General features: G+C 71.5%; 15 protein-coding genes and 1 rRNA gene. 12 read left to right on the plus strand and 4 right to left on the minus strand.

The genetic code is table 11. The features are described from left to right. Window positions 1-92 (plus strand): 5S ribosomal RNA (gene rrf / locus ACFYQA_RS34815); the annotation flags it as partial. Window positions 93-226: 134 nt separating this feature from the next. On the opposite strand, the gene ACFYQA_RS34820 is transcribed toward rrf, so the two are convergent. Beyond that, complete coding sequence (locus tag ACFYQA_RS34820; protein WP_388926702.1) at window positions 227-1,240, minus strand: hypothetical protein; 1,014 nt, start codon at window positions 1,238-1,240, stop codon at window positions 227-229. A gap of 48 nt (window positions 1,241-1,288) precedes the next feature. Between ACFYQA_RS34820 and ACFYQA_RS34825 the strand changes: the two genes are divergently transcribed. Beyond that, window positions 1,289-2,101, plus strand: coding sequence for a tetratricopeptide repeat protein (locus tag ACFYQA_RS34825; RefSeq protein ID WP_388926705.1), 813 nt, complete (start codon window positions 1,289-1,291; stop codon window positions 2,099-2,101). 99 nt (window positions 2,102-2,200) lie between these two features. On the opposite strand, the gene ACFYQA_RS34830 is transcribed toward ACFYQA_RS34825, so the two are convergent. After that, a complete protein-coding gene (locus ACFYQA_RS34830) occupies window positions 2,201-3,493 on the minus strand; it encodes a DUF1015 domain-containing protein (protein ID WP_388926708.1) in 1,293 nt (430 codons plus the stop codon). Window positions 3,494-3,564: 71 nt separating this feature from the next. Between ACFYQA_RS34830 and ACFYQA_RS34835 the strand changes: the two genes are divergently transcribed. The 4 genes from ACFYQA_RS34835 to ACFYQA_RS34850 all read left to right on the plus strand — a co-directional run bounded on the left by ACFYQA_RS34835 (window position 3,565) and on the right by ACFYQA_RS34850 (window position 7,754). Next, window positions 3,565-4,596 (plus strand): HAD hydrolase-like protein, encoded by a 1,032-nt coding sequence (locus ACFYQA_RS34835; RefSeq protein WP_388926711.1) that lies wholly within the window; start codon window positions 3,565-3,567, stop codon window positions 4,594-4,596. Between the two features lie 91 nt (window positions 4,597-4,687). Beyond that, the gene (locus ACFYQA_RS34840; protein ID WP_388926714.1) at window positions 4,688-5,734 is read left to right on the plus strand and encodes a FecCD family ABC transporter permease; all 1,047 of its coding nucleotides are present in this window, start codon (window positions 4,688-4,690) and stop codon (window positions 5,732-5,734) included. Next, window positions 5,731-6,768 carry a FecCD family ABC transporter permease gene (locus ACFYQA_RS34845; protein ID WP_388926716.1) on the plus strand — a complete coding sequence of 346 codons (1,038 nt, stop codon included), beginning with the start codon at window positions 5,731-5,733 and terminating at the stop codon, window positions 6,766-6,768. Before ACFYQA_RS34840 ends, ACFYQA_RS34845 begins: the two co-directional genes overlap by 4 nt. After that, window positions 6,765-7,754 carry an ABC transporter ATP-binding protein gene (locus ACFYQA_RS34850; protein ID WP_388926719.1) on the plus strand — a complete coding sequence of 330 codons (990 nt, stop codon included), beginning with the start codon at window positions 6,765-6,767 and terminating at the stop codon, window positions 7,752-7,754. The genes ACFYQA_RS34845 and ACFYQA_RS34850 overlap by 4 nt, the downstream gene beginning before the upstream one ends. Here ACFYQA_RS34850 and ACFYQA_RS34855 read toward each other — a convergent pair. Beyond that, window positions 7,738-8,085: a sterol-binding protein gene (locus ACFYQA_RS34855; RefSeq protein ID WP_388926722.1), complete on the minus strand. Its 348-nt coding sequence runs from the start codon at window positions 8,083-8,085 to the stop codon at window positions 7,738-7,740. The two genes, ACFYQA_RS34850 and ACFYQA_RS34855, sit on opposite strands and share 17 nt — an antisense overlap. A 42-nt stretch (window positions 8,086-8,127) precedes the next feature. On the opposite strand from ACFYQA_RS34855, the gene ACFYQA_RS34860 reads away from it, so the two are divergent. The 5 genes from ACFYQA_RS34860 (at window position 8,128) to ACFYQA_RS34880 (ending at window position 13,601) form a co-directional block, all read left to right on the plus strand. Next, window positions 8,128-8,574 carry a hypothetical protein gene (locus ACFYQA_RS34860; protein WP_388926724.1) on the plus strand — a complete coding sequence of 149 codons (447 nt, stop codon included), beginning with the start codon at window positions 8,128-8,130 and terminating at the stop codon, window positions 8,572-8,574. 7 nt (window positions 8,575-8,581) lie between these two features. Then, on the plus strand, window positions 8,582-9,397 hold the full coding sequence (locus ACFYQA_RS34865) for a TlyA family RNA methyltransferase (protein WP_388926727.1): 816 nt from the start codon (window positions 8,582-8,584) through the stop codon (window positions 9,395-9,397). Continuing rightward, complete coding sequence (locus ACFYQA_RS34870; protein WP_386399811.1) at window positions 9,394-10,299, plus strand: NAD kinase; 906 nt, start codon at window positions 9,394-9,396, stop codon at window positions 10,297-10,299. The genes ACFYQA_RS34865 and ACFYQA_RS34870 overlap by 4 nt, the downstream gene beginning before the upstream one ends. A gap of 172 nt (window positions 10,300-10,471) precedes the next feature. Beyond that, complete coding sequence (recN, locus tag ACFYQA_RS34875; RefSeq protein WP_388926773.1) at window positions 10,472-12,190, plus strand: DNA repair protein RecN; 1,719 nt, start codon at window positions 10,472-10,474, stop codon at window positions 12,188-12,190. Window positions 12,191-12,464: 274 nt separating this feature from the next. Then, a complete protein-coding gene (locus ACFYQA_RS34880) occupies window positions 12,465-13,601 on the plus strand; it encodes a glycosyltransferase family 4 protein (RefSeq protein ID WP_388926730.1) in 1,137 nt (378 codons plus the stop codon). Between the two features lie 123 nt (window positions 13,602-13,724). On the opposite strand, the gene ACFYQA_RS34885 is transcribed toward ACFYQA_RS34880, so the two are convergent. Further along, complete coding sequence (locus tag ACFYQA_RS34885) at window positions 13,725-15,527, minus strand: glycoside hydrolase family 15 protein (protein WP_388926776.1); 1,803 nt, start codon at window positions 15,525-15,527, stop codon at window positions 13,725-13,727. Between the two features lie 530 nt (window positions 15,528-16,057). On the opposite strand from ACFYQA_RS34885, the gene ACFYQA_RS34890 reads away from it, so the two are divergent. Next, on the plus strand, window positions 16,058-17,704 hold the full coding sequence (locus ACFYQA_RS34890; protein ID WP_332432733.1) for a CTP synthase: 1,647 nt from the start codon (window positions 16,058-16,060) through the stop codon (window positions 17,702-17,704). The last annotated feature ends 8 nt before the right edge of the window (window positions 17,705-17,712 follow it).

Genomic DNA, 17,712 nt, shown 5'->3' on the forward strand with positions numbered 1-17,712 from the left:
CGCCCGGTTACATTCCGAACCCGGAAGCTAAGCCTTACCGCGCCGATGGTACTGCAGGGGGGACCCTGTGGGAGAGTAGGACGCCGCCGAACAATCTTTGGAAGGACCCTTGGTCCCAGCGTTCAGCTGGGACCAAGGGTCCTTTTTTATTTTCTGGAGCGCGCCGGATGTTCGGCTGCGCGAGAATATTTGCGGTACCGAAGACATGCGGTACCGAAGACAGGAGTCATCGATGTCCACCAACTCTCCCGACGACCGACCGGAGCGCGATCAGCGGCGACGGGACAGTGGTGACCGTTCGGACCGAGGCGGCCAGCGGGGTGCCGACCCGCGTCGATCCAGCGACCGCGACCGTGGGGTCCGCCGAGACGATCGGCGCGACGACCGAGGCGCCGGCCGGCCGGAGCGGGGCGGTTTCCGTGGGCGTGACGACAACCGGGGTGACAACCGGGGCGGAGAGCGCGGCGGCTACCGGGGCCGGGACGACCGTAAGGACGACCGCCGTGACAGTGGACGTGAGCGTCCCGGCTTCCGCCGCGACGACGATCGAGGGAACGGCCGCCGGGACGACCGGCGTGATGACCGGCGCAGTGACGACCGTGGTGAGCGGGGCGGTTTCCGCGGGCGTGACGACAGCACTGGCGGCGACCGTGGTGGTTACCGCGGACGTGATGACAGCCGTGGCGGTGACCGCGGTGGATTCCGCCGTGATGACAGCCGTGGCGACAGTCGCGGTGGCGAGCGGGGCGGATACCGCGGCCGGGACGACAACCGCGGTGGTGGCGAGCGTGGTGGTTACCGCGGACGTGATGACAGCCGTGGCGGTGACCGGGGCGGCTTCCGCCGCGACGACCGACGTGACGACCGCCGTGATGACCGGCGCAGCGACGACCGTGGTGACCGCGGTGGCTTCCGTCGCGACGACAGTCGGGGCGACAGCCGCGGTGACAGCCGTGGCGGCTTCCGTCGCGACGACCGGCGTGATGATCGTCGGGACGACCGGCGCAGCGACGACCGTGGTGACCGCCGTGATGACAGCCGTGGCGACAGCCGCGGTGGCGAGCGGGGCGGATACCACGGCCGGGACGACAGCCGCGGTGGAGACCGTGGCGGCTTCCGTCGCGACGACAGCCGGGGCAGCAGCCGCGGTGACAGCCGTGGCGGCGAGCGCGGTGGTTTCCGTGGCCGGGACGACCGGGGCGAGCGGTCCGGTGGGTTCCGTGGGCGCGACGACGGGCATGGTGGCGGCCGGTTCCGTGAGGAGCGGGAGCGGGAGCCCATCAAGCGGTTGCCGATCCCCGAGGACGTCACGGGCGAGGAGATCGACAAGGACGTACGGCAGGAGTTGCAGAGCCTGCCCAAGACGCTCGCGGAGGATGTTGCCAAGAACCTGGTGATGGTCGCCCGGCTGATTGATGAAGACCCCGAGGGCGCGTACGGCTACTCCAGGGTGGCGCTGCGGCTGGCGTCGCGCGTCGCCGCCGTACGGGAGGCCGTCGGCTTCGCCGCGTACGCCAGCCAGAAGTACTCCGAGGCTCTGGCCGAGTTCCGGGCGGCGCGGAGGATGACCGGTACCGCGGAGCTGTGGCCCCTCATGGCCGACTGCGAGCGTGGACTCGGGCGGCCGGAGAAGACGCTGGACATGGCCGGTGCTCCCGAGGTGCAGAAGCTGGACAAGGCCGGCCAGGTCGAGATGCGGCTTGTCGCGGCCGGCGCGCGGCGCGACCTGGGGCAACTGGACGCCGCCATTGTGACGCTCCAGAGCTCCGAGCTGGCGTCCCACGCCGTACAGCCGTGGACCGCGCGGCTGCGGTACGCGTACGCCGACGCGCTTCTCGCCGCCGAACGGACGGACGAGGCACGGGAGTGGTTCGCAAAGGCCGTGGAGGCCGACCGGGACGGCAGCACCGACGCCTCGGACCGGCTGGCCGAGATGGAAGGCGTGGAGTTCACAGACGCGCTCGACGAAGATGACGACGCGGACGCGGACGCCGACGCCGGTTCCGACACCTCGGCCGACGAGGCCGAGGACGTGCGCACGGACCTGAACCCGGACAACGGCGCTGCCGACAAGGCCGAGACCGACGTCGACAAGGCCTGACGCCTGACGCCTGACGCCTGAGCGTCCGGACGTACGAAGGGGTGGGATCCCCGGTCACCGACCGGGGATCCCACCCCTTCGTGCGTTACCGGCGGCGCGTCACGCGTCGAACGCGCGCAGCACCAGTCCCGAGGCCGGCTTGGGGCCGAAGGACGTCGACTTGCGGGGCATCGTGACGCCTTGGCGGGCGAGGTCACGGACGACCTCCTCGCGGACCGGATGCATCAGCACCGCCGTACCGCCGTCGCGTTCCGCCTTCTCGACGGTCGCGGTCGTGTCGTGGATGTAGGCGATGTGGGCCGGGGAGTCCTCGGGGACGTGCCACACCTGGTCCAGGAGTGTGGAGTGCAGGACCGTCGCGTCCAGGGTTCGCCAGGCTTCCGGGCGGTCGGCGGGGACCGTGCGGGCCAGCAGATCCGGGTCCGGGCGGTCGACGAGGTGGAAGGCGCCGTCGCCGGCCAGGAGGAAGGCGTTGCCCGTACCGGCCGCCTCGGCCAGCGCCTCCATGGCCTCCGGCAACGCGGCGTCGACGCGGCGGACCCGGAACAGGCCGTCGAGGGCCGCCAGCGCGTCCGCGACGGGCAGGCCGTGCAGCAGGCGGTGGATGGCGCGGACGCGCAGCGGGTAGCGGGCCGTGTCGACGAGGAGCACCAGGCCGTGGTCCCAAGGGCTGGGGGAGGGGTGCTGCGCGCGCAGGCGGCGGTAGGTCGCCCAGCGGTGGTGGCCGTCGGCGATGAGTGCCTGCAGGCCGGCCAGGTCGGTCCGTACGGTGGCCAGGTCCTCGGGGTCGGTGAGGGACCACAGTCGGTGGTGGAAGCCGTCCTCCGTGGTGGTCGCGAGGACGGGGGGCGTCTTGGCCGTGCGCTCGATCAGGTCGGCGGTGGCGGCTGCCGATCCGTCGCCGGGGTAGGTCAGCAGCAGAGGCTCGAGGTTCGCCGAGGTGGCCAGCATCAGAGCCGCGCGGTCGGCGACGATGTGCGGCATGACGTCCTCGTGCGGCAGGACCAGCTGCTCGTCGGGGTCCGACACGCGCAGGGCGCCGATGATCCCGCGCTGCAGCAGACCGTCGCCGTCGCGCTGTTCATAGACGTAGAGACCGGGTTCGGGGTCCGTGGTCAGGACGCCCTCGGCCCGCCAGCGGTTCAGGGTCGCGGAGGCCTGGGCATTGCGGGCTTCGGGGGTTTCTGCCTCGGGCAGGATCAGCCGGACGATGTTGTACGGGTCGGCGGACTGCAGGTGATGCAGACCGTCGGGGCGGACGACGACGTCGTACGGCGGGGATGTCACGGCGGCCAGGCTGCCGACCCGGTCGGGGTCGTAACGAAGGCCTCGGAACGGGGTGAGTTCCAGGCCTCGGCGCGCCTTCGCTTCCGAGGGACCTGCAGTCTTCATCCAGGCATCGTACGGGTGTCAGTGAGATGGGGGATGATCGGGGAAAGCCGTCGAACGAGGAGCGATGCACAATGAGCCGAAGCGTCAGGACGAGGCCCGAGGGCAGTGGGCAGGCCCTGAGCGAGGCGTACGACACGGCGCTGCTCGACCTCGACGGTGTGGTGTACGCGGGTGGGAAGGCGATCGTCCACGCGGTCGAGTCGCTGGCCGTGGCCGGCGCCGGGGGCATGCACCTGGCGTACGTGACGAACAACGCCCTGCGCACGCCGGACACCGTCGCCGCGCATCTGACGGAGCTGGGGATACCGACGGAGGCCGCCGATGTGATCACATCGGCGCAGGCGGTCGCGCGGCTGGTGAGTGAGCAGGTGCCGCCGGGAGCCAGGGTGCTGGTGATCGGTGGCGAGGGCCTGCGGGTGGCGCTGAGCGAGCGCGGACTGACGCTCGTGGAGTCGGCGGACGACGACCCGGCGGCGGTGGTGCAGGGGTACGGCGGTCCCGACTTCCCGTGGGGGCGGTTCGGGGAGGCGAGTTACGCGATCGCGCGTGGGGTGCCGTGGTTCGCGTCCAACACGGATCTGACGATCCCCAGCGGCCGGGGCATCGCGCCGGGGAACGGGGCGGCGGTGGAGGTCGTACGGATCGCGACGGGCGCCGAGCCGCAGGTGGCGGGCAAGCCGCTGCCGCCGATGCACCGGGAGACCATTCTGCGGACGGGCGCCGAGCGGCCGCTGGTGGTGGGCGACCGGCTGGACACGGACATCGAGGGCGCGTTCAACGGCGGTGTCGACTCCCTGCTGGTGCTCACGGGCGTGACCGACGGGGCGCAGCTGCTGGCCGCGCCGCCGCAGCACCGTCCGACCTTCGTCGACGCCGATCTGCGCGGGATGCTCACCGGGCAGCCGGAGGTCGTCGCGGTGGACGGCGGCGGGTTCCGGTGCGATGGCTGGACGGCGACGGCGGCCGGTGAGCGCCTGGAGCTGGACGGGGAGGGTACGGCTTTGGACGGGCTGCGGGCACTGTGCGCGGCGGCGTGGACAGCGGCGGGCGACGGCGGGTGCCGGCTGGACGGCGGGAAGGCGCTGGCACGGCTGGGACTGTGAGGGACGCGCTCGGTACCCGGATGCCCCGTGCCCGGATGCCCGGGGATCCGAGGAATCGTAATCGAATAGGAGGGTAGGCTAACCTAACCGGGTGTTGGTCGAGAGTCCCCCCGAACAGCGCGCGGACACCGTCCCCGCGCATCCGAACCGCCGGGCGCCGCTCCGTGTCCTGGGGCTGCTCCTCTCCGCCGTGATCCTGGTGCTCGTCGCCCTGGCGAGTATCGCGATCGGGGCGAAGGATCTGTCCCTGCAGCAGGTCTGGCACGGCCTGTTCGAGGATTCGGGCACCTACGGCGATGCCGTCGTCGCCGACCGGTTGTCACGGACCGTTCTCGGCGCGCTCGCCGGTGCCGCACTCGGCCTGGCGGGAGCGGTGCTCCAGGCGCTGACCCGTAACCCGCTGGCCGATCCGGGACTGCTCGGCATCAACGCGGGCGCGTCCGCGGCGGTCGTCACGGCCATCACCTTCTTCGGCGTCACCTCGCTGTCCGGCTACGTGTGGTTCGCGTTCTGCGGGGCGGCGGCGGTCGGGGCACTGGTGTGGTTCCTGGGCGGCAGCCGGGGCGCCACACCGGTGCGCCTGGTCCTCGCCGGCACCGCGATCACCGCCGCGCTGTTCGGCTACCTCCAGGCGGTCATGATCCTGGACGAGGCCGCCCTGGGAAGGATGCGCTTCTGGACGGTCGGATCGCTGTCCTCGGCGAACAGTTCGGTCATCCAGCAGGTACTTCCGTTCCTGCTGGTCGGCTTCGTCCTGGCGCTGCTGCTCGCCCGGCCGCTGAACGCCATGGCCATGGGCGACGACACCGCCAAGGCCCTCGGCGCCAACCTGAACCGCACACGGGGGCTGGCCATGCTCGCCGCGACCCTGCTCTGCGGGGCCGCGACGGCCGCCTGCGGGCCGATCGCCTTCATCGGCCTGATGGTGCCGCACGTGGTGCGCTCGTTCACCGGACCCGACATGCGCTGGATCCTGCCGTACACGGCCGTCCTGTCGCCCGTACTGCTGCTCGGCGCCGATGTGATCGGCCGCGTCCTGACCCGGCCCGCCGAACTCCAGGTCGGCATCGTCACCGCGATCATCGGCGGCCCGGTGTTCATCTATCTCGTACGACGGCGGAGGACGGCCCAGCTGTGAAGACCAACCGTGCCGTGCGTACCCCCGGCGGCCTCTCGCTCCGGGTGGACGTGCGGACCCTCGTCGTCGGCACCCTGCTGCTGCTCGTCGCGCTCACCGCGAGCGTGGTGCTGATCGGTACCGGAGACTTCCCGATACCGGCCGCCGACGTGGTCCGGACGCTGTTGGGCGAGGGCGATCCGGGCCAGGAGTTCATCGTCACCGAACTGCGGCTGCCCCGGGTCCTGGTGGGACTCCTCGTCGGTGCCTCCCTCGGTCTCGCCGGTGCGCTGTTCCAGTCCATCTCCCGCAACCCGCTGGGCAGTCCGGACGTCCTCGGCCTGGGCCAGGGCGCCACGGCCGGCGCGCTCGTGGTGATCGTGCTGTTCTCCGGAACCGCCCACCAGGTCGCCCTCGGTGCCCTGGTCGGCGGACTGGCGACCGGGTTCGCCATCTACGTGCTCGCCTGGAAGCGGGGCGTGCACGGATACCGGCTGGTGCTGGTCGGTATCGGTGTCTCCGCGATCGTCACCGCGGTCAACGGCTATCTGCTCACCAAGTCCGACATCATCGACGCGGCCCGCGCGGTCGTGTGGATGACCGGTTCCCTCGACGGCCGTGACTGGGACCAGGTCTGGCCTCTGCTCGCTCTGTGCGCCCTCCTCGTACCGCTGGTTCTCGCCAACTCCCGTGGGCTCAGGATGATGGAGATGGGCGACGACGTGTCCTACGCCCTCGGAGTCCGGGTCGAGCGCGTACGGCTGGTGCTGATGCTGTCCGCGGTCCTGCTCACCGCGTCGGCGACGGCGGCCTCCGGGCCCGTCGGCTTCATCGCGCTCACCGCACCGCAGCTGGCCCGGCGTCTGACCCGTTCGCCCGGACCGAACCTGGTGCCGTCGATGTGCATGGGGGCCGCCCTGCTGGTGAGTTCCGACTGGATCTCGCAGCGGGCCTTCGGGGCCGGGCAGTTGCCCGTGGGCGTGGTCACCGGCGTGCTCGGCGGTGTCTACCTGCTGTGGCTCCTGGTCACCGAGCGCAGGGCGGGCCGGATATGAAGCGACCGACCAGCGGACCGAGCAACGGACCGGCCGGCCGACGGACCAGTGGGCTGAACAACCGAAGGAGTACCGTGAACCGACTGTCCGCCGAGGACGTCACCCTCGCCTACGACCAGCGTGTCATCGCCGAGCGGCTGTCGGTGGAGATACCGGACAACTCCTTCACCGTGATCGTCGGCCCGAACGCCTGCGGCAAGTCGACGCTCCTGCGGGCGCTGTCCCGAATGCTCAAGCCCAGTCACGGGCGGGTGCTGCTGGACGGTCAGATCATCCAGTCGATGCCCGCGAAGAAGGTCGCCCGCACCCTCGGACTGCTGCCCCAGTCGTCGATCGCGCCCGACGGGATCACCGTCGCCGACCTGGTGGGGCGCGGCCGGTATCCGCACCAGGGCATCCTGCGCCAGTGGTCCACCGAGGACGAGAGGGTCGTCCAGGAGGCGATGGCCCGGACCGGCATCGCCGACCTCGGTGAACGCCATGTCGACGAACTCTCCGGCGGGCAGCGGCAGCGCGTGTGGATCGCCATGGCACTCGCCCAGGAGACCCCGCTGCTGCTGCTCGACGAGCCGACGACCTATCTGGACATCCAGCACCAGATCGACGTACTGGACCTGTGCGCGGAACTGCACGAGGAGCAGGGCCGCACCCTCGTCGCCGTCCTGCACGACCTCAACCACGCCGCTCGGTACGCCACCCACCTCATCGCGCTGCGCGAAGGGAAGGTCATCGCCCAGGGCGCTCCGAAGGAGATCGTCACCGCCGGGCTGGTCGAGCAGGTCTTCGGTCTGAGCTGCCAGGTGATCGACGACCCCGAGACGGGTACGCCCTTGATCGTGCCGGCCGCCCGCAGGGCGCGGACCGCGGCAAAGCAGGCGCCGGGCAAGCAGGCGCCGGGCAAGCAGGCGCCGGACAAGCAGGCCACGGTCGAGCAGAACACGGACAAGCAGGCCACGGCGAAGGTGGGAGCTAGAGAAGCTTCCTGAGGTGGAGCAGGTCGCGCAGACCTGCCTCCAGCTTCACCCGGCCCGCCCCCCATACCCTGGCGAAGTGCAGTTCGCCGTCGACCAAGGCCAACAGGTCGTCCCCTCGCATGGCGAGCCCGACCTGCGCCCGCTCACGCGGAGGGCCCTCGAGAGTCTCGTGCACCTCGATCCGCCCGCCGGTGAGCCGGCCGGCGAAGGTTACATCCAGGTCGGTGACATGGCAGCTGACCGAACGGTCCATCGCCGCGGCCGCGCCGACGTCGCCCTCGGCACGCTGCATGGAGTCGGACAGTCTGCCGAGTGCGGCACGGCATTCCTCGATCGTGGCCATCGCGGATGACGGTACCCCAGCGGTTCGCGGTAGCGTCGGGGCATGAACGACGCAGTACCCCAGCCGGGGAGCGCGCAGCAGCCGCCCCCGCAGGCGGAGCACACCGGGCCACCGGCCGCGTACCCCGGACCCTTGCGGCCCGAGCGCTCCGAGCCGCAACCGGAGGGCGCCGCACCACCGGCCGAGGACGCCACCCCCCGGACCGTGCCCGAGTACGCGCCCGCCGCCCCCGCGCCCCTGAACGTGCCCCGCACCCCCACCGGCAACGCCGAGGTGGACGCGCGGGTGGAGCGGCTGGCCGACGCCGACCACCTCGCCACGGACGGCCATGTCGAGGTGTACGAAGATGTGCACCAGGGGCTGCGCGACGCGCTCACCGCGCTCGACGCCCGCCCGGGACCTCCGGGTCCCACCCGTCGCCCGGCCACCGCCCCTCAAGGAGGCCCTTCGGGCCACGAGTCCGATCCGACCCACCGACAGGGGAGCTGAACCGAACGTGGCAGGAGTCGCACGCCGCCGTCTCGACGCGGAGCTGGTCCGCCGGAAGCTCGCCCGGTCGCGTGAGCACGCCGGTCAGCTGATCGCCGCCGGGCGGGTCAGCGTCGGCAAGACCGTCGCGACCAAGCCCGCCACCCAGGTGGAGACCGCCGCCGCGATCCTCGTAGCGGAAGACACCGGCGACCCGGACTACGTGTCGCGCGGCGGCCACAAGCTCGCCGGCGCGTTCGAGGCGTTCGTGCCGCAGGGGCTGGTCGTCCGGGGGCGGCGGGTGCTGGACGCCGGTGCCTCGACCGGGGGTTTCACCGACGTCCTGCTCCGCGCGGGGGCCGCGCACGTGATCGCCGTGGACGTCGGATACGGACAACTCGCCTGGTCTCTCCGCAACGATGAACGCGTCACCGTCAAGGACCGTACGAACGTGCGGGAGCTGACGCTTGAAGCAATCGATGGGGAGCCTGTGGATCTTGTCGTGGGGGATCTGTCCTTCATCCCGCTCGGGCTGGTACTGCCCGCCCTGACACGGTGCGTGCGGCCGGACGCCGATCTGGTGATGATGGTCAAGCCGCAGTTCGAGGTGGGCAAGGAGCGGCTGGGCAGCGGCGGCGTCGTCCGCAGCCCGCAGTTGCGCGCCGAGGCCGTGCGGGGAGTGGCCGCCAAGGCCTGGGAGCTGGGACTGGGGGCGAAGGGTGTGACCGCGAGTCCGCTGCCCGGGCCCTCGGGGAATGTCGAATACTTTCTGTGGCTGCGGGCGGGAGCTTTGGAACTGGACCCGGCCGACGTCGACCGTGCAGTGGCGGAGGGGCCGCGTTGACAACGAACCGAGCTCGTACTGTTTTCCTGCTCGCCCACACCGGCCGCCCGGCGGCCATCCGCAGTGCGGAACTCGTGGTCAAAGGGCTGCTGCACTCCGGACTCGGGGTGCGGGTGCTGGAGACCGAGGCACGGGACCTGCCGCTGCCGGACGAGGTGGAGACCGTCAGGGAGGCCACCCCGGAGTGCCTCGACGGCTGCGAACTGCTGATCGTGCTGGGCGGCGACGGCACCCTGCTGCGCGGCGCCGAGTTCGCCCGCGCCTCGGGCGTGCCGATGCTCGGCGTGAATCTCGGCAGCGTCGGCTTCCTCGCCGAGGCCGAGCGGGACGACCTCGACAAGGTCGTCGACCGGGTGGTGAGCAAGGCGTACGAGGTCGAGGAACGGATGACCGTCGACGTCGTCGTGCACCAGAACGGCACCATCGTGCACACGGACTGGGCGCTGAACGAGGCCGCCGTGCAGAAGGTGTCCGCCGAGCGGATGCTGGAGGTCGTGCTGGAGATCGACGGGCGTCCGGTGACCGGGTTCGGCTGCGACGGCATCGTGTGCGCCACCCCGACCGGATCGACCGCGTACGCGTTCTCCGCCGGCGGGCCCGTGGTGTGGCCCGAGGTCGAGGCGCTGCTGATGGTGCCGATCAGCGCGCACGCCCTGTTCGCCAAGCCGCTGGTGACCTCGCCGGACTCGGTGCTCGCGGTGGAGATGCTGCCGCACGTCCCGCCCGGCGTGCTGTGGTGCGACGGGCGTCGGACCGTGGAACTGCCGGCCGGCGCGCGGGTGGAGGTCCGGCGCGGCGCCGTCCCGGTCCGGCTGGCCCGGCTGCATCACGCCTCGTTCACGGACCGGCTGGTGGCGAAGTTCGCACTGCCGGTCGCGGGGTGGCGAGGAGCACCGCGCTAGCACGCGGATTCCCCTCCGCCCGGCCTTGCCCGCGCCCGTCCCGGTGCACCGGGACCCGCCGGTGAACGGGGCCCCGCTCACGGGTGACGACCTGCGGTGTTTCCGTTCGGGCGGGGGGCGGCGTCGCACGGCGCGAGGAAAACCTCGTAAGGTCTGGGACGTGTTGGAGGAGATGCGGATACGGTCGCTCGGAGTCATCGACGACGCCGTGGTCAAGTTGTCACCCGGCTTCACCGCAGTCACCGGTGAGACGGGCGCGGGCAAGACCATGGTGGTCACCAGCCTCGGGCTGCTGCTGGGCGGAAGGGCGGACGCGGCCCTGGTGCGGATCGGTGCCAGAAACGCGGTCGTCGAGGGGAGGATCGCCGTGCCCGAGGGCGCCGCGGCCGCCACACGCGCGGGAGAGGCCGGGGCCGAGCTCGACGACGGGGCGCTGCTGATCAGCCGTACCGTTTCCGCCGAGGGGCGTTCCCGGGCCCACCTGGGCGGGCGGAGCGTGCCCGTGGGGCTCCTCGCCGAGATCGCCGACGACCTGGTGGCGGTGCACGGGCAGACCGACCAGCAGGGGCTCCTCAAGCAGTCCCGGCAGCGGCAGGCGCTCGACCGGTACGCGGGCGAAGCGGTCGTCGGGCCGCTCGCCCGGTACACGGGGGCGTACAAGCGGCTGCGGGCCGTCGCCACGGAACTCGAGGAGCTCACCACCCGCGCGCGTGAACGGGCCCAGGAGGCCGACATGCTGCGCTTCGGGCTCGACGAGATCGCCGGTGTGGAACCCCGCGCCGGCGAGGATGTGGAACTGGCGGAGGAGGCCGACCGGCTCGGGTATGCCGAGGCCCTGGCGTCCGCCGCGTCCGTCGCGCACGCCGCTCTCGCCGGCAACCCGGAGGACCTCGAGAGCGTCGACGCGGGAACGCTCGTCGCGGGCGCCCAGCGGGCCCTGGAGGCCGTCCGGGCGCACGATCCGGAGCTGGCCGCGCTCACCGACCGGATCGGCGAGGTCGGCATCCTGCTGCGTGACGCCGCCGGGGACCTCGCCGGGTACGCCGACGATCTGGACGCCGATCCACTGCGGCTGGCGGCGGTCGAGGAACGCCGGGCCGCGCTCACCGGGCTCACTCGCAAGTACGGCCAGGACATCTCCGCCGTGCTGGCCTGGGCCGAGGAGAGCGCCGCGCGCCTCACCGACCTGGACGGCGACGACGAGCGGATCGAGGAACTCACCGCCGAACGCGACCGCCTGCGTGCCGAACTGGGCGGGCTGGCGCACACCCTCTCCCAGGCCCGCACCGAGGCCGCGGAGCGCTTCGCGGCCGCCGTCACCGCGGAGCTCGCCTCCCTCGCCATGCCGCATGCGCGCGTGTCGTTCGGCATCCGGCAGACGGAGGACCCGGACGGCGTAGAGGTCGGCGGGCGCACGGTCGCCCACGGGCCGTCGGGCGTCGACGAGGTCGAACTGCTGCTCGCCCCGCACCCCGGGGCACCGCCCCGGCCCATCGCCAAGGGCGCGTCCGGCGGTGAACTGTCGCGCGTGATGCTGGCCGTGGAGGTCGTGTTCGCCGGAACGGACCCGGTGCCGACCTATCTGTTCGACGAGGTCGACGCCGGTGTCGGCGGCAAGGCGGCCGTCGAGATCGGGAGACGGCTCGCCAAGCTGGCGAAGAGCGCCCAGGTCGTGGTCGTCACCCATCTGCCGCAGGTGGCCGCCTTCGCGGACCGTCAGTTGCTGGTGGCGAAGACGAACGACGGTACGGTCACCCGGTCCGGGGTGAAGGTGCTCGAGGGGGAGGACCGGATCCGGGAACTGTCGCGGATGCTGGCCGGCCAGGAGGACTCCGAGACGGCCCGCGCCCACGCGGAGGAACTCCTGGCGACGGCACGGGCGGACGGCTGACGGACGGCTGACAGCCCCGCGCGGACGGCTGATGGAGCCGGAGGCCGGCCGGCCGTCCACCGAGGTGTCGGCCGACAGGAGGTACTTCGTCACTCGTACGGGTGGCGTTTCCGCCCACTCCGCTGCGGGCGGCCGCTCCGGTCGTTGCCGGAATTCCCTTGCTTCCTGGCATGCTTGACCGAGCACGCGTAGGAGACCGTGCGGTCCATCCTCTCCGCACGGTCCCTCTGTACGTTCCTCGGGACCACCCGACCCGAACCAGGAGCTCGGCCACGTGACCCCCGTGAGCAGCCACTCACCGCACGGCCAGACGCCGCTGCGCACCGTGCAGGTGCTGGGCGGCGGCACCACCGCGACCAGCGCCCACGTGCGCTCCCTGGCTGCGGGGCTCGTCGCGCGGGGCTTGCGGGTCACGGTGTGCGCCCCCACCGAGGCGGAGCACACCTACGACTTCACGGGCGTCGGCGCCGACCATGTGCACGTGCCGCGCAGCAGCGACCCCGGCTCGGTGTCCGCGCTGCGGGCGGCGTGCGCGGACGCCGACCTGGTGCACGCGCACGGCCTGCACGCCTCTTTCCGGACCGTGCTCGCCCTCGGCGGGCGGCGCACCCCGCTGATCGTCACCTGGCACGACCGGGCGCACGCCGAAGGCGCCCGCGCGCACGTCCTGCGGCTGATGGAACGGCGGGTCGTCAAGGCGGCCACCGTGGTGCTCGGGACCACCTCCGCCCTGGTCGACCGGGCACGCCGGAGCGGAGCGCGGGACGCGAGGCTGGCGGCCGCCGTCCTCCCCGGGCTGCGCACGGCCCCGAAGACGGAGGACCCGGACGGGTCGCGGCCCAAACTCCTGGCCGAACTCGGCGCCATCGGCCGCCCGTTACTGATCGCCGTCGGTGCCCTCGAACGCCACCGCGGCCACCACACCCTGCTCGACGCCACGCACGGATGGCGCTGCCTCGACCCCCAGCCGCTGGTTGCCGTCGCGGGGGAGGGGCCGCTGCGCGGTGAACTCCAGCGCCGGATCACGGACGAGGACCTGCCGGTCCGGCTCGTCGGACGGCGCGACGACATCACCGATCTGCTGGAGGCCGCCGACCTCGCGCTGCTGCCGAGCCGGTGGGAGGGGCGGTCCGTCCTTGCACAGCAGGCCCTCCACGCGCGCGTGCCGCTCGTCGCGGCCGGCACCGGCGGCATCCCCGAACTGGTCGGCGACGCCGCCGAACTCGTCCCGTACCGCAACGCGCGTGCCCTCGCCGACGCCGTCGTACGGCTGCTCGGCGACCCCGGGCGCCGGGACGAACTCAGGACCAGGGGAGCCCGGCAGGCGGCCGGATGGCCGACGGAGGACGAAGCGGTGGCCCAGGTCCTCAGCGTCTACGACGAGTTGACGCAGCCCCGGCCCCTGATCTGAGACCGCCGGACCGAACGCGCCGCCTTCTGTGCGGGACCGTGTTCCCGACCGCGGCTCTCCCACCGCTTCTGGCCGTCTCCGCCGGACGGACCGGACCCGCCCGGCGGACGACAGCGTGACCGCTCAGCCCCCGTACGCCCCCGACGCCGTCAGGCGCAGGGCCGTGTCGATGAGGGGGACGTGGCTGAAGGCCTGCGGGAAGTTGCCGACCTGGCGCTGGCGGACCGGGTCCCACTCCTCGGCGAGCAGACCCAGGTCGTTGCGCAGGGCCAGCAGCCGCTCGAACAGCCGGCGGGCCTCGTCCACGCGGCCGATCATCGCCAGGTCGTCGGCCATCCAGAACGAGCAGGCGAGGAACGCGCCCTCGTCGCCCGGCAGCCCGTCGACACCCTCGTCGGAGCCCTCCGTCGGGTAGCGCAGGATGAAGCCGTCCGGGGTGGACAGCTCGCGCTGGATCGCCTCGATGGTGCCGATCACCCGCTTGTCGTCCGGCGGCAGGAAGCCCATCTGCGGGATCAGCAGCAGCGAGGCGTCCAGCTCCTTCGAGCCGTACGACTGCGTGAACGTGTTGCGTTCCTTGTCGTAGCCCTTCTCGCACACGTCCCGGTGGATGTCGTCGCGCAGCTGCTGCCAGCGCTCCAGGGGACCGTCCGCGTCGCCGGACTCGATGAGCTTGATGGTGCGGTCGACGGCGACCCACGCCATCACCTTGGAGTGCACGAAGTGGCGGCGCGGGCCGCGGACCTCCCAGATGCCCTCGTCCGGCTCCTGCCAGTGCTTCTCCAGGTACTGGATCAGCTTCAGCTGGAGCAGGGACGCGTAGTCGTTGCGTGCCAGGCCGGTCATGTGGGCCAGGTGCAGGGCCTCGGTGACCTCGCCGTACACATCCAGCTGGAGCTGGTGCGCCGCGCCGTTGCCCACCCGGACCGGGGCCGAGTTCTCGTAGCCGGGCAGCCAGTCCAGCTCCGCCTCGCCGAGTTCGCGCTCACCGGCGATGCCATACATGATCTGCAGGTTCTCCGGGTCCCCTGCCACCGCGCGCAGCAGCCACTCGCGCCAGGCACGGGCCTCCTCGCGATAGCCGGTGCGCAGCAGCGAGGACAGGGTGATCGCCGCGTCCCGCAGCCAGGTGTAGCGGTAGTCCCAGTTGCGGACGCCGCCGATGTCCTCCGGCAGGGAGGTGGTGGGCGCGGCGACGATGCCGCCGGTCGGGGCGTAGGTGAGGGCCTTCAGCGTGATCAGGGAGCGGATCACGGCCTCACGGTAGGGGCCGTGGTACGTACAGTGCTCCACCCACTCCCGCCAGAAGTCCTCCGTCGCCTCCAGCGACTGCTCCGGCTCCGGCAGCGGCGGCGGCTCCTTGTGCGAGGGCTGCCACGACAGCGTGAACGTGATCCGGTCGCCCGGCGCCACCGTGAAGTCCGAGTACGTCGTCAGCGACTGCCCGTACGTCTCGGCGGACGTGTCGAACCACACCGAGTCCGGGCCCGCGACGGCGACCGTGCGTCCCTCGTGCTTGTGCACCCACGGCACCACCCGGCCGTAGGAGAAACGCATCCGGAGCGCCGAGCGCATCGGCACGCGGCCCGAGACGCCCTCCACGATGCGGATGACCTGCGGCGCGCCGTCGCGCGGAGGCATGAAATCGGTCACCCGGACCGTGCCTCGGCCGGTGTCCCACTCGGACTCCAGGATCAGCGAGTCGCCGCGGTAGCCGCGCCGGGTCGCGGCCGGCGGCTGGGCATCGGGAGCGTGCGCCGGGCCGATCCGCCAGAAGCCGTGTTCTTCGGTGCCCAACAGGCCGGCGAAGATGGCGTGCGAGTCGAAGCGGGGCAGGCACAGCCAGTCCACCGTGCCGTCCCGGCAGACCAGGGCAGCGGTCTGCATGTCTCCGATGAGTGCGTAATCTTCGATGCGCCCGGCCACGTGCAACTCCAGTCGAACGGCCACGTCACCCCACAAGGGGTTGTCGCTGGTGCGGTCAAGGGGTTCATGAAATGCGTCGTTGAGCGATGAAGCAAAGCAGTCGCTCAGTCGTGAATGCAAAACGCCCATTGTTACTCAACGAACTGACGAGCTTGTGTTGTTCCGGTGAGACGGGCGGGGGTGGTGCCGTTCGGCCGGCCGGGCTCGCCAGCGGGTGTCCGAGCAGGATACGACGCACGTAGACGGTCTGTGTGCCGCTCCGGGCAACGCGCATCCGCCGAACGGGTGAGCAAGGGGCGAGGGATGTGTGGCGGGTCACGGACGGGTGCCCGCGTGTGTGCGGAGCGTACCCGGACAGCATCGTCCCGCGGCGCTGATACGCTGGTAGCCCGTGGACCGGTGGGCCCCTTCCCCTGAGGGGAAAACCAAAAAAGGGCACCCCCGAACCGCAGCGACGGCGCCGTCGGAATCCTCCGGCAGTCGATCGCCCCGCACCCTCAGACCGCGACCACGGGAGCCCCCTCTTGGCCATGCCAAAATCCACGACGACCAAGCACATCTTCGTCACCGGGGGTGTCGCCTCCTCGCTCGGCAAGGGGCTGACCGCCTCCAGCCTCGGCATGCTGCTCAAGGCCCGCGGTCTGCGCGTCGTCATGCAGAAGCTCGACCCGTACCTCAACGTCGACCCCGGCACGATGAACCCCTTCCAGCACGGTGAGGTCTTCGTCACCAACGACGGTGCCGAGACCGACCTGGACATCGGGCACTACGAGCGCTTCCTCGACCGTGACCTGGACGGCTCCGCCAACGTCACCACGGGCCAGGTCTACTCGACCGTGATCGCCAAGGAGCGGCGCGGCGAGTACCTCGGCGACACCGTGCAGGTCATCCCGCACATCACCAACGAGATCAAGCACCGCATCCGCCGCATGGCGACGGACGAGGTCGACGTCGTGATCACCGAGGTCGGCGGCACGGTCGGCGACATCGAGTCGCTGCCGTTCCTGGAGACCGTCCGCCAGGTGCGGCACGAGGTCGGCCGCGACAACGTGTTCGTGGTCCACATCTCGCTCCTGCCGTACATCGGTCCCTCGGGTGAGCTGAAGACGAAGCCCACCCAGCACTCGGTTGCGGCGCTGCGCAACATCGGTATCCAGCCGGACGCGATCGTGCTGCGCTGCGACCGCGAGGTGCCGACCGCGATCAAGCGGAAGATCTCGCTGATGTGCGACGTCGACGAGGCTGCCGTGGTCGCCTGCCCCGACGCCCGTTCGATCTACGACATTCCCAAGGTCATCCACACCGAGGGCCTGGACGCCTACGTCGTGCGCAAGCTGGACCTGCCCTTCCGGGACGTGGACTGGACGACCTGGGACGACCTGCTCGACCGCGTCCACAACCCCGACCACGAGATCACCCTCGCCCTGGTCGGCAAGTACATCGACCTGCCCGACGCCTACCTCTCGGTCACCGAGGCGCTGCGCGCGGGCGGCTTCGCCAACAAGGCCCGGGTGAAGATCAAGTGGGTCACCTCCGACGACTGCAAGACCCCGGCCGACGCCCGGGCGCAGCTCGGTGACGTCGACGCCATCTGCATCCCCGGCGGCTTCGGGGACCGCGGGGTGCTCGGCAAGGTCGGCGCGATCCGCTTCGCGCGGGAGAACCGGATTCCGCTGCTCGGTCTCTGTCTGGGCCTGCAGTGCATCGTGATCGACGCGGCCCGCAACCTCGCGGACATCTCCGACGCCAACTCCACCGAGTTCGACCCGGCGACCTCCCACCCGGTCATCTCCACCATGGCCGAGCAGCTCGACATCGTCGCCGGTGACGGCGACATGGGCGGCACGATGCGGCTCGGCATGTACCCGGCCAAGCTGGCCGAGGGCTCGATCGTGCGCGAGGTGTACGACGGCAAGGAATACGTCGAGGAGCGCCACCGGCACCGCTACGAGGTGAACAACGCCTACCGCGCGGAGCTGGAGAAGAAGGCCGGCATCGTCTTCTCCGGCACCTCCCCGGACGGCAAGCTCGTCGAGTACGTCGAGTACCCGCGCGAGGTCCACCCGTACCTGGTCGCGACCCAGGCACACCCGGAGCTGCGCTCGCGTCCGACGCGTCCGCACCCGCTGTTCGCGGGCCTCGTCAAGGCCGCGGTCGAGCGGAAGATCTCGAAGTAGCACACCGG

The organism is Streptomyces sp. NPDC005774, assembly GCF_042871645.1.
In the GTDB taxonomy this organism is placed as follows: Bacteria; Actinomycetota; Actinomycetes; order Streptomycetales; family Streptomycetaceae; genus Streptomyces; species Streptomyces pratens.

What these genes read in the sequence shown, in the direction of transcription:
- ACFYQA_RS34860 (WP_388926724.1), top strand. Translation starts at nt 8,128, where the DNA reads ATGAACGACGCAGTACCCCAGCCGGGGAGCGCGCAGCAGCCGCCCCCG.
- recN (WP_388926773.1), top strand. Translation starts at nt 10,472, where the DNA reads ATGCGGATACGGTCGCTCGGAGTCATCGACGACGCCGTGGTCAAGTTG.
- ACFYQA_RS34855 (WP_388926722.1), bottom strand. Translation starts at nt 8,085, where the DNA reads ATGGCCACGATCGAGGAATGCCGTGCCGCACTCGGCAGACTGTCCGAC.
- ACFYQA_RS34850 (WP_388926719.1), top strand. Translation starts at nt 6,765, where the DNA reads ATGAAGCGACCGACCAGCGGACCGAGCAACGGACCGGCCGGCCGACGG.
- ACFYQA_RS34820 (WP_388926702.1), bottom strand. Translation starts at nt 1,240, where the DNA reads ATGCCCGTCGTCGCGCCCACGGAACCCACCGGACCGCTCGCCCCGGTC.
- ACFYQA_RS34890 (WP_332432733.1), top strand. Translation starts at nt 16,058, where the DNA reads ATGCCAAAATCCACGACGACCAAGCACATCTTCGTCACCGGGGGTGTC.
- ACFYQA_RS34830 (WP_388926708.1), bottom strand. Translation starts at nt 3,493, where the DNA reads ATGAAGACTGCAGGTCCCTCGGAAGCGAAGGCGCGCCGAGGCCTGGAA.
- ACFYQA_RS34835 (WP_388926711.1), top strand. Translation starts at nt 3,565, where the DNA reads ATGAGCCGAAGCGTCAGGACGAGGCCCGAGGGCAGTGGGCAGGCCCTG.